The organism is Shewanella sairae, assembly GCF_023283535.1.
GTDB classification, from domain to species: Bacteria; Pseudomonadota; Gammaproteobacteria; order Enterobacterales; family Shewanellaceae; genus Shewanella; species Shewanella sairae.
This window is the reverse complement of record NZ_JAKILT010000023.1, coordinates 1-14,429: the sequence shown is the minus strand read 5'-3', so window position 1 is coordinate 14,429 and position 14,429 is coordinate 1. Positions and strand designations below refer to the sequence as shown.

15 protein-coding genes and 1 pseudogene are annotated in these 14,429 nt (G+C 41.4%); 4 read left to right on the top strand and 12 right to left on the bottom strand.

The window, feature by feature from the left end; genetic code table 11:
* Window positions 1-197: 197 nt before the first annotated feature.
* The 10 genes from can to L2748_RS11190 form a co-directional block, all read right to left on the bottom strand.
* Window positions 198-815 (bottom strand): carbonate dehydratase, encoded by a 618-nt coding sequence (gene can / locus L2748_RS11235; protein WP_220781859.1) that lies wholly within the window; start codon window positions 813-815, stop codon window positions 198-200.
* A 257-nt stretch (window positions 816-1,072) separates the two neighbouring features.
* Window positions 1,073-1,906, bottom strand: coding sequence for an alpha/beta fold hydrolase (locus L2748_RS11230; RefSeq protein ID WP_220781860.1), 834 nt, complete (start codon window positions 1,904-1,906; stop codon window positions 1,073-1,075).
* Between the two features lie 94 nt (window positions 1,907-2,000).
* The gene (locus L2748_RS11225) at window positions 2,001-2,681 is read right to left on the bottom strand and encodes a M15 family metallopeptidase (protein WP_246616184.1); all 681 of its coding nucleotides are present in this window, start codon (window positions 2,679-2,681) and stop codon (window positions 2,001-2,003) included.
* Window positions 2,672-3,817: a succinyl-diaminopimelate desuccinylase gene (gene dapE, locus L2748_RS11220; protein ID WP_220781861.1), complete on the bottom strand. Its 1,146-nt coding sequence runs from the start codon at window positions 3,815-3,817 to the stop codon at window positions 2,672-2,674. The genes L2748_RS11225 and dapE overlap by 10 nt, the downstream gene beginning before the upstream one ends.
* A complete protein-coding gene (locus tag L2748_RS11215) occupies window positions 3,814-4,158 on the bottom strand; it encodes an ArsC family reductase (RefSeq protein WP_220781862.1) in 345 nt (114 codons plus the stop codon). Before L2748_RS11215 ends, dapE begins: the two co-directional genes overlap by 4 nt.
* A 168-nt stretch (window positions 4,159-4,326) precedes the next feature.
* On the bottom strand, window positions 4,327-4,836 hold the full coding sequence (gene crr, locus L2748_RS11210) for a PTS glucose transporter subunit IIA (protein ID WP_220781863.1): 510 nt from the start codon (window positions 4,834-4,836) through the stop codon (window positions 4,327-4,329).
* 51 nt (window positions 4,837-4,887) lie between these two features.
* Window positions 4,888-6,594 carry a phosphoenolpyruvate--protein phosphotransferase gene (gene ptsP, locus L2748_RS11205; RefSeq protein WP_220781864.1) on the bottom strand — a complete coding sequence of 569 codons (1,707 nt, stop codon included), beginning with the start codon at window positions 6,592-6,594 and terminating at the stop codon, window positions 4,888-4,890.
* A gap of 9 nt (window positions 6,595-6,603) precedes the next feature.
* The gene (locus L2748_RS11200) at window positions 6,604-6,861 is read right to left on the bottom strand and encodes an HPr family phosphocarrier protein (RefSeq protein ID WP_220781865.1); all 258 of its coding nucleotides are present in this window, start codon (window positions 6,859-6,861) and stop codon (window positions 6,604-6,606) included.
* Window positions 6,862-6,929: 68 nt separating this feature from the next.
* A complete protein-coding gene (locus L2748_RS11195; protein WP_220781870.1) occupies window positions 6,930-7,316 on the bottom strand; it encodes an ACT domain-containing protein in 387 nt (128 codons plus the stop codon).
* Window positions 7,317-7,438: 122 nt separating this feature from the next.
* Complete coding sequence (locus L2748_RS11190; protein ID WP_220781866.1) at window positions 7,439-9,079, bottom strand: methyl-accepting chemotaxis protein; 1,641 nt, start codon at window positions 9,077-9,079, stop codon at window positions 7,439-7,441.
* 318 nt (window positions 9,080-9,397) lie between these two features.
* On the opposite strand from L2748_RS11190, the gene L2748_RS11185 reads away from it, so the two are divergent.
* The gene (locus tag L2748_RS11185) at window positions 9,398-10,102 is read left to right on the top strand and encodes a DUF3334 family protein (protein ID WP_220781867.1); all 705 of its coding nucleotides are present in this window, start codon (window positions 9,398-9,400) and stop codon (window positions 10,100-10,102) included.
* A gap of 128 nt (window positions 10,103-10,230) precedes the next feature.
* On the opposite strand, the gene L2748_RS11180 is transcribed toward L2748_RS11185, so the two are convergent.
* Window positions 10,231-10,872, bottom strand: coding sequence for a 3'-5' exonuclease (locus L2748_RS11180; protein ID WP_220781868.1), 642 nt, complete (start codon window positions 10,870-10,872; stop codon window positions 10,231-10,233).
* Between the two features lie 185 nt (window positions 10,873-11,057).
* Between L2748_RS11180 and L2748_RS11175 the strand changes: the two are divergent.
* Window positions 11,058-12,202 (top strand): annotated as a pseudogene (locus L2748_RS11175) (ribosomal protein uL16 3-hydroxylase).
* Window positions 12,203-12,276: 74 nt separating this feature from the next.
* On the opposite strand, the gene L2748_RS11170 reads toward L2748_RS11175, so the two are convergent.
* The gene (locus L2748_RS11170) at window positions 12,277-13,284 is read right to left on the bottom strand and encodes a transporter (protein ID WP_246616185.1); all 1,008 of its coding nucleotides are present in this window, start codon (window positions 13,282-13,284) and stop codon (window positions 12,277-12,279) included.
* Window positions 13,285-13,490: 206 nt separating this feature from the next.
* On the opposite strand from L2748_RS11170, the gene L2748_RS11165 reads away from it, so the two are divergent.
* Together L2748_RS11165 and L2748_RS11160 are read left to right on the top strand one after the other, a co-directional pair.
* The gene (locus tag L2748_RS11165) at window positions 13,491-13,952 is read left to right on the top strand and encodes a GreA/GreB family elongation factor (protein WP_220781872.1); all 462 of its coding nucleotides are present in this window, start codon (window positions 13,491-13,493) and stop codon (window positions 13,950-13,952) included.
* 81 nt (window positions 13,953-14,033) lie between these two features.
* Window positions 14,034-14,426: a hypothetical protein gene (locus L2748_RS11160; protein ID WP_248957703.1), complete on the top strand. Its 393-nt coding sequence runs from the start codon at window positions 14,034-14,036 to the stop codon at window positions 14,424-14,426.
* Window positions 14,427-14,429: the final 3 nt, after the last annotated feature.

Sequence of the window (14,429 nt, the reverse complement as noted above, 5' to 3'; positions counted from 1 at the left end):
ATGATAACCCAGTCGAATCAAGTATAAAACCAAAGACAGCATAGATCCTTGATATGCAATTTATCAACTCTACTAAATTTGCCGAATAAGAGCATTATCTGAGTGTAAGCTAACTAGGTTGAACTCGGATTTTTAGGTAAAAAAAAGACTAGCCAAGTTGATACTTGTCTAGTCCCTTTATGCGCTTTTAGAAGCGGTTATTCAGTTTCTTCATTAAAGGTTTCGCTGTTGACGGTAACGTCCAGATCAGACAATAAACCGTTTTCTACACTGTAGATCCAACCGTGAACTGCAACTTCTTGACCACGTGCCCAAGCATCTTGAACTATGGTAGTGCTGGTTACGTTGGCAACTTGTTCCATAACATTAAGTTCGCATAAACGATCAAAGCGTTCATCTTCATCCATGTTATCAAGATCAGACTTGTGTAAACGGTAGATGTCACGAATATGGCCAAGCCAATTGTCGATTAACCCAAGTCTATCAGTACCCATTGATGCTTTAATGCCACCACAGCCATAGTGACCAACTACCATAATATGCTTAACTTTCAAAACCTCGACAGCATATTGCAGCACAGATAAACAGTTAAGATCGGTATGAATAACCATATTGGCAATGTTACGGTGAACAAAAACTTCACCAGGCATCAAATCAATAATTTGATTTGATGGAACACGGCTATCTGAGCAGCCAATCCATAAGTATTCAGGGTTTTGCTGTTTAGCAAGTTGTTCGAAAAATTTAGGATCTTCTTCTAGAATCCTACCTGCCCAGCGGCGATTATTATCAAAAAGCGGTTTTAGTAGTTTCATTCTGCTCTTATTTATTCGTCAGTTAAGATTCACTCGTAGCTAAGCAAGTTTAACACTGTTAACTGGCCTTGCTGGTCTATTCAGTAGTATAGAAAAGTAATCTTAAGTATTTGTTAAATGTGTTGCAGCTTGGGTTCCTATGTTACTTGCCAGTGTGTTTTTGGCTGCAATCCAAGATGTATAATCTGTTTATTTGTAGAAGGGCTTAAATCAGCTAAGAATCGACATAAAGAAGACTCTTAGCTTGCGAGAAAGGTTTACACCTGCGATAAAAATTGCGATAAGCGTGTGTTTATAAACTCAGGCTGCTCTAGAGTTGAGATATGGCCGCACTGTGGAATATGCACATATTGGCTACCATCTATTGCGTCATGCATTAAATAACCTTCTAGTACGCTACGTGCTTTATCTTCAACCCCTGTCATGATCAAGCAAGGTAGCGTTAGCATCTCAACATCGTCCATGGTATCTCGTCGACCAAAAATCATCTTGCCAACTTGGTATAATGACTCGATATTATTTGAGTCAAAACCTCCAAGCTTTTGGGTAAAAGTTGCAACAAGTTCAGCTTGTGGCTTGTCTGCAAAAAACAGTGGCGTAATTGCTTGAGCGATTTTATCAGAGACGGTTTGTTCGGCCTTAATCACATCTAGCATGGCATAGTATTTATCGCGTGTGATTTCCGGTTCATATCCAATAAAACTACCTAACATGACAAGCGCATTAACACGTGAAGGGGCACTTAGCGCAAGTTCTGCACCCCACATCGCGCCGACAGATAGGCCGACAACTGAAAACGACTCTACTTTTAAGCTATCCATTAGGCTTAGCATATGAGCTGCGATATGTTGTAAGTTACGGCAGTTTTTAGGTACCTCGCCAGAAAAGCCATGTCCCCACAGATCAGGCACAATACAGCGATAATGTTGGCTAAGATGAGTGATTTGTGGTGCCCACATTTCACTGTCCCATAAATAACTGTGACCCATTAATAAAACGGGACCTTGACCGATATCAAGATAACTTAAGCGACTGCCTTCAATATCGATATGGTGTCTGTTTTCGGCAAACAATGGGCTAATGTCAGTCATGTTGTATGTATCTCAAATTCGTTTGTTAATTGTGACGTATAAAATCCACGATTAAGTGAAGAAGTATAGGGTTCAATTTTTGCTAAAAAGCACGTTAGCACTTAGGCACAGGGGCTACGCGATAAACGTATTCGGCAACTAGCGTGTCAATTTGTGCCACAATTGCTGACTTTAAGCATACGGAAGATGCGTTAAGTATGTCGCAGACATGACTAACGTCATAGGCATTCATCAAGTGTTCTGCAACTGGAAAGTAGCTTAAATGCCAGGCTTCTGGGCTAACACCGCTTAATCCTTGTTGGAAAGGTCGGTAAAACCCGTGTTTTTCGGCGTTGCAGTTTAACCACTGGCTGAGTTCGAAACAAGGACCATCTTGTTCATATTCTTGGGAAATTAACTGAAGATCTTGTTTATTTATCTTGTTGCCATCAAAAACATCGATATCTGTTCCCCAGTGATGACGAGACATACCGGGAATAGCAGACCATATAAGAATAGTTTCGATCAATTCATCTGATGAAAGGTTATCTATCGTTATCGCTTTAGACTGGCGGTTTAGCACGGCGCGTTCGCCGCTAGCCTTAGCATTCCAAATTCGCATTTGTCTTTCAAAATGACGAAATCCGGAGCAAATTTGTAGATCAATTCCATCAAGTAAAGCGGCTTGTTGCATCGTAAGAAAAGCGGCTGCCGTGTGCTCTTCTAATTGATGGCCTAGACAGTCAACCAAATGTTGATCATCTAGGCCATAAAGTTGCTTCTGGATTACTGACAAAGTAAGTTTTCCAAAATTGCTTCATAACAGTCTGTAAGTAGCTCTAGATCAGATACTTTTACGCACTCATTAACTTTATGAATGGTGGCATTTACCGGCCCAAGCTCAATTACTTGTGCACCAGTTGGTGCGATAAAGCGTCCATCAGATGTGCCACCAGAAGTTTGAGGATCGGTATCAGTCCCGGTTACTCGCTTAATCGCTGCTTTAGTCGCTTCCAATAAAGGACCATCACCGGTTAAGAAGGGTAAGCCGTTAAAGACCCAATCAATATCATAATCTAATCCATGGGCATCGAGAATATTGAGTACACGCTCGATTAATACCTCGGCGGTAACTTCTGTAGAGTAACGGAAGTTGAACATGACCTCGAGTGCACCAGGAATAACATTTGACGCGCCGGTGCCGCCATTAATATTGGCAATTTGGAAGCTGGTGGGCGGAAAAAACTCGTTACCGTTATCCCATTTCATTCTCGCCAATTCATCTAATGCTGGAGCTGCTTTATGAATTGGATTATCAGCTAGGTGAGGGTAGGCAACATGTCCTTGAATACCTTTGACTGTTAAATTGCCAGTAAGGCTGCCTCTACGACCATTTTTAACAATATCGCCCAGTTTATGAGTAGAAGATGGCTCACCAACTAACGACCAAGTAATTTTTTCATTGCGCGCTTCTAGGGTATCAATAACTCGAGTCGTGCCATTAATAAAAGGCCCTTCTTCATCGCTAGTGATAAGAAATGCAATAGAGCCTTGGTGGTTAGGATTTTTTGCCACAAAGCGTTCAGTCGCTACCAGCATTGCTGCTAATGAGCCTTTCATATCCGCCGCGCCTCTACCGTGCAGGTAACCATCGATAACAACTGGGTCAAATGGCGGAGTATGCCAGCGATTTAAATCACCCACCGGTACCACATCAGTGTGACCAGCAAAGCAAAATAGTGGCGATTGAGTGCCTTTTCGAGCCCACATATTGGTGGTGTCTTCAAACACCATAGATTCAATTTCAAAACCCGCGGCAGCAAGACGTGATGCCATTAGTTGTTGGCAGCCTTCATCTAGAGGCGTGACTGATGGGCGTGAAATGAGATCTTGGGCTAGGGTAAGCACGGCTGAATCATTTAAGCCGCTCATAGATTAAACCACTTTTGGTAATCTGCCTCTTTAAAGCCGACCTGAACTTGAGTATCTAATACCAATACAGGGCGTTTAATCAATGTTGGATAAAGGGCCATTAATGCGATGGCTTTTTGTTGGTTAATGTCGCTCTTTTCGGTATCCGTTAGGTTTCTAAAACTGGTACTGCGTTTATTGAATAATGCTTCCCAGCCAACGACACTTACCCATTGCTCGATTTGTTCAGTGGTTAGTCCATCTTCGCGAAAATCATGGAACTTAACATCAAGCTGGTTAGCTTCTAGCCACTTACGTGCTTTACGTACGGTATCGCAATTCTTTATTCCGAAAAGTGTCAAAGGGTACTCCTAGTTATATTTTTTAGCTGCAAGCATTGTGGCATTGCTTTTGTTTGTGCTCAAGAACCAATTGCTGAGATAGTTGCAATCATGAGACTAATTCATTTGTACTATTAGCAAATAATAAAAAGCCTAATAGATATTAGGCTTTTGAAGAAGGTAACGCGTTTAAAGCTTAACTGAGAATATGACGTCTTTTCCGGCTTCGAGGTGACCTTGTTTTTTCTCTAAAGCTTGAATATCTTCCATGTTAGCTATGAGTACGGGGGTAAGAAGGCTATCAGCATGTTCCTTTAAATACGCTAAGTCGAATTCAACGATGGGATCGCCCATTTTGACTTCTTGGCCTTCTTCAGCGATTCGAGTAAAACCATTACCACGCAATTCAACTGTCCCAATACCAAAATGAACAAATATCTCTAAACCTTGGTTAGACTCAATACTAAATGCATGGTTGGTTTCGAAAATTTTACCTATAGTGCCGTCTATCGGCGCTAATATTTGATGCCCTTTAGGTTCAATGGCCAAGCCATCACCCACAATTTTTTCTGAAAAAACGGCATCGGGCACTTTTTCTATAGCAACGATTTTTCCAGAAACGGGGGCGTAAACATTGATGACGCCTGCTATATCTGTTTGTCCGGAAATGAGTCGTCTAATGCGGCTTAAAAATCCCATTTAATTGCCCCTTTTGGCATCTCATGAAAAGTAATAAATACGGCTTGTTTATTATGAATACTGGCCGTTTAAATAATCATCTAATTCGTTTATTCTGGTTAACGTCAGCGCGTGTTTAGATAGTGCTAGACACTTTTGATAACTTATATCACGTAATGCTGATTTCACTTCTAGAATTGACGACAAGTTCACACTCAGTTCATCAATTCCCATACCCACTAATAGTGGTGCAACTTTAGGGCTACTTGCAAGCTCGCCGCAAAGGGAAACCGTTATTTTGTGACTTTTAGCCAATTCAATTGTATTTTTAACGAGTTGCAGCACAGCTGGACTTAACGAAGGGTATTGCATCGTTAATGACGGATTACTGCGGTCTGCTGCCATTGTATACTGCGACAAATCGTTTGTGCCTATGCTGATAAAATCCAAATAGGGTAGCATTGACGCCAAATTCAATACGGCAGCAGGGGTTTCAACCACAATGCCGTAACTGAGCTCACCAAATCCTTTTTCCTCTTCTATAAGCTTGGCTTTACATTGCTCAATATAACTAAAGAGTTGCTCAAGCTCCTCGACTTGGTTGATCATCGGGAACATCAGCCTCACAGGTCCGTGATTGGCGGCGCGAAGAATCGCCTTAACCTGGGTCATAAATAGCTCGGGATTAGCTAAGCTATAGCGAACTCCCCGCAGCCCAAGTGCTGGGTTGTCTTCAATAATGGAGGGCAGACAAGGCAGCTCTTTATCTGCGCCAACATCTAAGGTTCTAATGGTAAACACTTTACCTGACATTAAATGCAATGAGTCACTATAAAACTGGTATTGAGTTTTCTCATCTGGCAAGGTCTGGGTGTTCATCAGCATAAATTCGGTTCTGAATAAACCAATGCCTTCAGCCCCGACGTCAGCTAAATGGCTGATTTCATTTAAACTGCCCACATTTGCTAACAAGGCTACTTTGTGACCATCTTTGGTTTGAACGGGGAGATCCCTTAGGGTCAGCAATTGTTTTTTTCGTTGCTCGTCTTGCTGTTTTAATTCTTCGAGCTGGGAATTGACCTCTTGTGTTGGCGCAATGATCACCTCTCCCTGCAATGCATTTAGCACCACAGGTGTGCCATTGGCTATTTGCTTGGCATCATATTTACAGCTTAATACTGCGGGGATCCCTGCGCTGCGGGCTAAAATAGCGGTATGACTGGTTATGCCGCCGGTTTCAAGTACCAAACCAGAAATATGCTCAAGTGGTAGCATCGCAAATTCAGCAGGCGTTAGATCATGGGCAAAAATAACGGTATCGACTTTAAGTTGGCTTAAATCAAGATGCTGCGCGCCATTTAACCGTGCAATCAGTCGGCTCGCTAAACACAATATATCTTGCGCACGGTTAGCTAAGTAGGGGTCATCGAGCTGGGCAAGCTCCGAACTTTGATGAGAGAATATGCGCTCTATTGCCACTGCAGCGCTAATTTGCAATTGACGAATAGCTTGAGCAATCTCTTCAATCAAATCATCATCTTCCAATATCATCAGATCGGCTTCAATCAGCTCGAAGTGTTCAGAGCCTGTTTCTAAAAGCTGTAAACATTGATGTAGATATTGGGTTTGTTGCTTAAACGCCTTATTAAGCGTACTGATTTCAGCCGCAACCTTAGTTTGAGGTATGAGTCGATAATCGATTTTTTGATGATGTAAATTAAGGTGCAGCGCTTGTCCAAATGCGATGCCAGATGACACAACAATCCCGGTAACTGACATAATGCTCCCCTAACTTAACGTAATGAGTAATTCTGACACTTCTTCAACAGCTTGCTCGGCTTGTGCACCTTGGGCAATGACTTTTACAGTAACCCCTTGATATAGACCAAGTGTTTGCAGCTTAAATAAACTCTTAGCACTGGCTTGCTTACCATCACATTCCACGACAATATCACAGTCAAAAGACTTGGCTTTTTTTACCAAGAGGGCAGCAGGGCGAGTATGTATGCCGTGTTTCGCTGTGATGGTGACAATTTTTTCATGCATAATGATGTGGCTCTTTATCGATAGTCACGATTGTTGACATGCGTTAGGCTAATCTAAGAGCAATTATGCTAATAATCAATAATTTGATAGTTTTTCTTTTTTAATGCTTTGGTTGCGGCAACTAAAGTGTCTTTCTTGACAAGAATATAATCTGTATCGAATGTTGAGATGGCAAAGATACTGATTTTTTCATCTGCGAGCGTGCCAGATACGCTAGATAAGATCCCCGTCATCGAAAACCCAAGAGGCCCAAGGACTTCTAAACAGCGCCAGCCCTCTTCATGTTCCAAGCTATTTAAGGTTAAATCTGCTGGAACGACCACCGATAGCTCGTCGTGGGTTTTGCCGATAAAAAACATTGATTGGCTAAAAACAGCAGGATCAATCGCGCTATCTGGCGCGAAACTGTGTATGGAATAAAGGTCGGGGTGAACTGCTAAAGTCATTCTTGCCATAACGTCTTTTACTCTCATCAAAATCCTTTGAGTAAAATTAGCTTACCACAGATTTTGTTAAGCGCGAGAAGCAACAACTTATCGCGCTTTACTAGCAATTAGCAGAAAAGAGATAAAGTGGCTTAATCAACCTTAAATTGACTTAAAGTATGTGCACAGTCTTGACTGATTTTTTGTAAGGATACTGCAGCGTTATGGTTACTTTCATTTGCCTTAACTGAAACTTCAGTTAACTCTGTAATTGAACATACGTTACGGTTTATTTCTTCAGTAACCAGAGATTGCTCTTCTGTTGCACTTGCTAATTGGGTATTCATATCACTGATATGGGCAATGAGTTCAAGGATATCAGTTAACGAGTCGTTGACCTCAGCGGCTTGAGTTTGAACCTCCTGAGATTGCTGCTGGTTTTGCTCATTACTTGTCACAACTTGACTGACACCAGACTGAATATCTTTAATGATATTTTGGATCTCATTTGTTGATTCTTGAGTTCGCGTGGCAAGTGCACGGACTTCATCAGCAACCACGGCAAAACCGCGCCCATGGGCACCGGCTCGCGCAGCTTCAATAGCCGCATTCAGCGCCAGAAGGTTAGTCTGCTCTGCAATACCACGAATAACATCTAAAATGCCGCCAATTTGCGATGATGACTGACCTAACGCATGGGTGACTTGTTGTGAGTTTTTTAACTCATCAGCAAGGTGCTGAGTATTGTCTAGGGTGGCATTCATCATTGTCATGCTTTGTTCGGCTTGGCTTCTTACACTGTTTGCAGCTTCAGCCGCTTGATTCGTGTTATTGGCCATTTCATGGGTTGTTGATAGCATTTGATTTATTGCGGTAGCAACACTGGCTGTTTCACGGTGTAAATGTTCTACACTGTTATTTGATTCTTCAGCGGCATTGAGAAGTCGGGCGGCGTCATGATCTAAGCTGGTACCTATTGGCTGAAGCTTAGCCACCATATCTCTAATTTTTATCACGAATAAGTTAAATGCTTTGGCAAGATCTGCGACTTCGTCTTTACCTGTAGTAGGCAACTTTTGCGTTAGGTCGCCTTCACCCTGAGCGATATCTTCCATCGCGGCAATGGCTTCTTTTAGTGGCGCAGTAATAGAGATATTTAACACCACAAAAAATAAGAAAATAGGGATTGAAATCATCAGCATAATAATTAAGTAGTCAACCGCCATCGAGTACATAACACTACTTACATCGCTCATGTAGCTGCCGGTAATGATAGTCCAGCCCCATGGTTGATACTGATGAACTTCTACAAGTTTAGCTTCCATTTTTCCAGTGGTTGGATTAGGAAAGTTTATTTTCCCCTTAGCAACTTGTTTATTCTGAGACTCGGCGATTAAGGTACCTAAATTAACGGCTTCGTTTGAACGAATCAGTGTACTGACATTTTTTGACAGGCTACTTTGGTGAGCGCCATGGGCGATAATGGTTTGATTTTTATCTAAAATGATAAAGTATCCATCGTTTCCATAATGGATTTGGTTAAATAAATAACTCGTAGCATCTTGTGCGTTTGACAATGTCATTTGCTGATTTTCTACACGTTTTTTATGTGCATCAATCAGACTAAGAGAAGTATTTATTTGCGCATCATTTTGTATCCATTTTTGAGCGACAAGATTATTGTACTGTTCATTAATAGAAAAGCTGGCAAAACACACGGTTCCTATTGCGGCTAGCATAAGCATCAGTATTAACCGTTGTAAGATCGTAAATTTTCTTAGTAGTGCTATCATGTCGTTATCATTTTGTTTACGAGTACATGGGCTAAAACTACCGTTTTTACAGGGCGATATAAACAGTAACCTCATGTTTATTTTTAAAATGTTAACTAGCACCATCTACCATTAAACTGCGTTTTTAATGAATGTTAGTTGATTGCTCTGTATCGATTTGATTTATAGGTTTTTCAAACTAACTGTTGAGTCTTGGTAACTACTCGTAGAGTATAAAGTACCAAATTGTCCGAATAATTTAGCTGATCACAGCTTTTGCTATGTTTTATTAACATACTGGTGCAATATAGCGATGATTTTTTTGAAAAGGTTTTATTTATGCAAAGCATAGTGTCTGTTACCACTGATGATATCTTATTGAAGTTATGCCATTCGGTTTCTCATGTTCTTTCAAGCACGACTCATAGCCAAGTTTCTCATGCCGGCATGGTGCAATCGATAAGCAAAACCTGTTTAAAGCCGGATTTAGGCTGCTTTTCTATTTTTGATGGTGGGTTCTCAGGGTTGGTGGTGATCAACTTTTCAGCTGAATCTGCGTTAGAGATATATCGTGAGTATATGCTCAATATGGGAATGCCTGCAGAAGAACTGGCTATCTCACACACATCAGATGAAGTCGGTAATGTGATGGGTGAATTGATGAACCAAATATTGGGTGACTTCATCAATAAAATCAGTAAAGAGCTGCAGACGAGTATCAGCCAAAGTCAGCCTAAAATGCTCACCATTAATAAAGAGCTCACCATCTCTATTGATACCAATTTAGATGATGGCGTTGCCAGAAGGGTGTCGTTTAAAACTCAAAGCAATCACGTTTTTTATCTTGAGTTTGCTATGGATAAAACCGAGTTTATTAAATTGAGTGAGTTTGATGCAGACGACGAGTTTGATCTAGATGAACTACTTGCGGAGCACGGGCAGCTGCTAGCGACTAATAGTACTGCGAGAAAACAAGATAAATTGGCGACTAAGCAACAAGACAGTTTAGACTCCGATGATTTACTAAACGAACTTGGTCTCTAAGCTGGTTTTAATTACGCAGGTTTTAATTACGCAGGTTTGATTAAGTCTGGTTTGATTAAATCAGGCTTGATTAATAGAGCTGAAGTCGGCTAACGCAAGCCGACTCATTTCCCGCAGTTTGAAACTGCTTATCTCTGTTTCTGCAAATATTGGTTTATGTTAGCTTTGCTTTGTTTCGCAATGGCTTGCAATAAACTAAAGTCAGGATTAACCAATTGAAAATCTTGCTGCAGATCTTCAAGCATAGCCAACCAAAGGTCAGCGGTCATTTCACTATCGGCTAAAGCGCGGTGAAACACACCATCATGCTGGATATTTTTATACTCAATTAAGCTGCCAAGCTTATGGTTTGGTGCATCTTGATACAGCCGACGTGCAATCAACATAGAACAGGCAAATTGACCTGAATAATGACGGTTAATTTGGCGTAATTCGGCATCCAAAAAACGTTGGTCAAATGATGCGTTATGGGCAACCAGATTGTAATCACCGATAAAGTCTGCAAACTCACTCATTACTGTTTCGCATGACTGAGCATCTAGCAACATCTCATTACTTATCCCTGTGTAGTTTTCAATAAAGCTACTAACCCGGAATCCCGGATTCATAAGCTGTTGAAACCTATCAATCACTTTGCCATCCTTTAGCATGACGGCACCAATTTCAATGGCTCTATCACCTTGGGTTGGTGATAAACCTGTGGTTTCAAAGTCGAGTACAATTACCGTGTCGGCAGGGCGTGATTGTGTTGAGTGAGTAGTTTGAGTCAATTTTTTGGGTCAATAGTTTATTTGTCCGATATTGTATTGATCCACCTATAACAGTCAATCAAATTACCTTACCTATAGGGTTTCCTCTTAATTGCTGCACACAATAAGCATGTTTCATGATCCCACCGAGATTTTTTTTGTCATTTATTTGCTAGGATCGCGCCAAATTTTAGTGAGTTAATAACATGCAATTAGATATCAATGGCTTAACGCCTGAGCAGTTTCTTAATGAATACTGGCAAAAAAACCATTAGTGATCCGTCAAGGATTTAAAAACTTTCAAGACTTGCTAACACCCGATGAAATGGCTGGTCTTGCTTGTGAGGAGATGGTTGAGTCACGCCGAGTGTACCGTGATAAAGGTGACTGGCAGGCAGAATTTGGTCCATTTGAATCTTACGATCACCTTGGTGAAAACGACTGGACCTTAATTGTTCAAGCGTTAAACAATTGGGTTCCAGAAGCGGAAGAGCTACTTAAGTGTTTTGACTTTATTCCACGCTGGCGTTTAGATGACGTAATGGTGAGCTACGCGGTACCAGGTGGTGGAGTAGGGCCGCACATTGACCTTTATGATGTGTTTATTTGCCAAGGTTCTGGTCGTCGTCGCTGGCGCGTTGGGGATTTAGGTCCGCATAAAGAGTTTGCCGCGCACCCAGCGCTATTGCATACCGAAGCTTTCGAGCCGATTATTGATGTTGAATTACTGCCAGGTGATATTTTATATCTACCGCCAGGGTTCCCACATGATGGTGTCACGCTTGAGCCGTCAATGAGTTTTTCAGTGGGCTATCGTACTGCATCGACTAAAGATATGGTCAGTGAACTTGCCGATCACCTGATTGATAAAGACTTAGGTGCAAGTCAAATCAACGATCCTGATCGCCCACTTAGCCACAATTCTGGTTTAGTCAGCGAACAAGATTTAGCTCGATTAAAGCAGCAGTTAGTTGATACGCTTGATGACGAACTTGTTAGCGAATTTAGTGGTCGCTATCTAACCCAATCTAAATGCGAATTGGATTTGCCTGAGGTTGCTCTAGACTTCTAAGCTGAAGATATTGCAGACATTATTAGCGAGCAGCCTTTAGTGCGTTTAGGCGGCCTGCGTTGTTTATACTTTGCGAATAGCCTTGATTCTGGCGTGATGTATATCAATGGTGAACAAGCCAAATTTAGCCAAGGTAAAACGACCTTGATCCAAGCCTTATGTGATCAGCAAACATTATCGCAAGCTGATTTAGCCGATTGGTTTAACGACCAAGAGGTTATGGATACTATCACTGCGTGGGTTAATGCGGGTTATTGGTATTTTGAAGAGGTAGAATAATACGGTTTTATCGAATAGATAAAGCGAGTGTGGCTAAAGCTCAGCTACTTACGTAGGCTGAGCTTTTTTATTGTCTAAAATCGATATTGCCAGAGTGCACCAAAGGTACTGAAATCGTTTCCGAACTCGGTTATCACGCCGGTACTGGCATTTAGCTTAATGCTATTTTTTTGATTTATGGGAAAAGAGTAGGTTAAGCCAAGCCGAGAGTTTTGCTGTTCATCAAGAGAGTTAATGGTATTTTTACTGGTTCCACCGCCAAAAAATAAATTGGCATTCAATGAAAGCCAATGTCCTCGATTAAGGTTATAAATAAGGTGACCTTGCACTGTATATAGCGGGTCTTGTTGTAAGTGGGTATCAACCAGATATTGCTTATTGTCGGTGTAAAACCTAACCGAAGCCATTACGTCGTAATACCAATTACCTAACCGATGAGATAAGCCAATACCCGGCCTAAACACCCATCTGTTACTGCCTGAATTTAACAGCTTGTGTTTATCGTAGCTGCCTAAAGGTAGGGTTATCTGTAAACTGGTGCCTACCACTAGCCCTTGCTTCCAGCTAGCAAAATCTTTTGCTTGTAAGGCGGGCGCACCAAAAAAATTCCAAGTCAGCCGCATTGTCGGGTCACCATAGCCGCAGCGATCGGCACTGACTTTTTCGCCGTTAAGCTGGGCATCTCCTTGATAACAGACTCGACTTGCAGCGATATCAAATTTAGATGAGTCGCCCATTAAATCAAAAGTATGGGCATAGCCTATAACGCCCGCATCAATATTGAGGTTCGCATTACTGATCGGCGCGCTTGGAGCAGGTGATAAATCCCCTTCAGAATGAACTATTCCGGCAGCAAGAAAGTGCATACCAATAGGAATGTTAGTGTAGCTGCGCGGTTCTAGTTCTTGTGCCATACAATAATGGCTGAGTAATAAACTGGCAGTGGTTGCGATGATTCTATTTAGGTGTTTTATCGTTGTCGACGGCGCTTTGTGGCCGTTGTTGAATCGTGATTTTTTAGCGCAGCAATGAATGTTAGCTTTATGGTAGGGAGGAGCACTATTTAAAATGTGTAACGCCATCTAAAACCCTCCAATAATGACTATCAAGATTTTTACGCTTATGTGTTTACTTAAAGTTAACAATATTTTGTTTAAACTCAAGAATTAAGTATCTATTTAAGTAGAATAACCTAAGGCTTAGAGAGTTTATTTTGTTAAGCTGTCAGCTATAGGTAACAGCAGGCTTAGGTTTAGTGGTAGCAATAACAGAAATTAGATTGTTAATTATGCAAGCGTTGAACAATACGCATCAAAATGCGATTGCAGCAGCTAAAAGAGCGCATGAAACAGCAACGAGTAAAGAGAGTGTCGCCAGAAGTAAGTACGAAACATTTGGTTTAGAAGCGTCATATCTAGCACACGGGCAGTCTGTGAGAGTCGCTCAATGTAAAGCTGACATTGATGCTTTTGAGGCGATGTTTACAACAATGGCTTCGTTACCCACAAAAGCAGACAAAGTGGCTTTAGGGCGTTTGATCGAGTTGATAGATAACAATGATAAAAGTCACTTTTATTTTATTGGTCCTAGCGCTGGTGGACTGAAAGTTGAATGCAATCAATATTGTTTTATGGTTGTCACTCCAGCATCTCCGCTTGGAAAAGCAATGATGAACAGGCGATTAGGTGAAGAGTTCGTGCTTAATGTCATGCAGCAACAAACAGAATTTGAAATCGTGGCAATAAGTTAGTGTGGCTATAAATTAGCGCTGGTATGTGGGTATATCAGCAATATCACTAATATCAGTAACTATGACTTTCAAGAGGCAAGTATGACAAAAACTGCCGCAGTGGCTAAAGCTAGCATGTTGATAATCGGTACGGCTTTATTGGCAGGGTGTAATATCGCCAATCATGGTTCTTTTGTTAGCCAAACCTACCAAGATAAAAGTGTCACTGACGAATTGGTAAGGTTAGGCCCCGTATTAGGCCAAAGCTGTCAGGTGCAGTTTTTATATGTCTTACCCGTTGGCGACAGTGTGTCTTCTCCTAAAGCCATTGCCGCAGCAAAAAGCGTCATTGCAGGCACTAAGATTTTGACTGATGTGACCATAGATGACGGATTGTCATTTGGTATCTGTAGTGGTCAAGTAAAACTGGACACGGACTTGTACGTATTCCAAAATCTTCGTTCAGATTCATTTGGGGTCAAGCCGCCATTATAACTA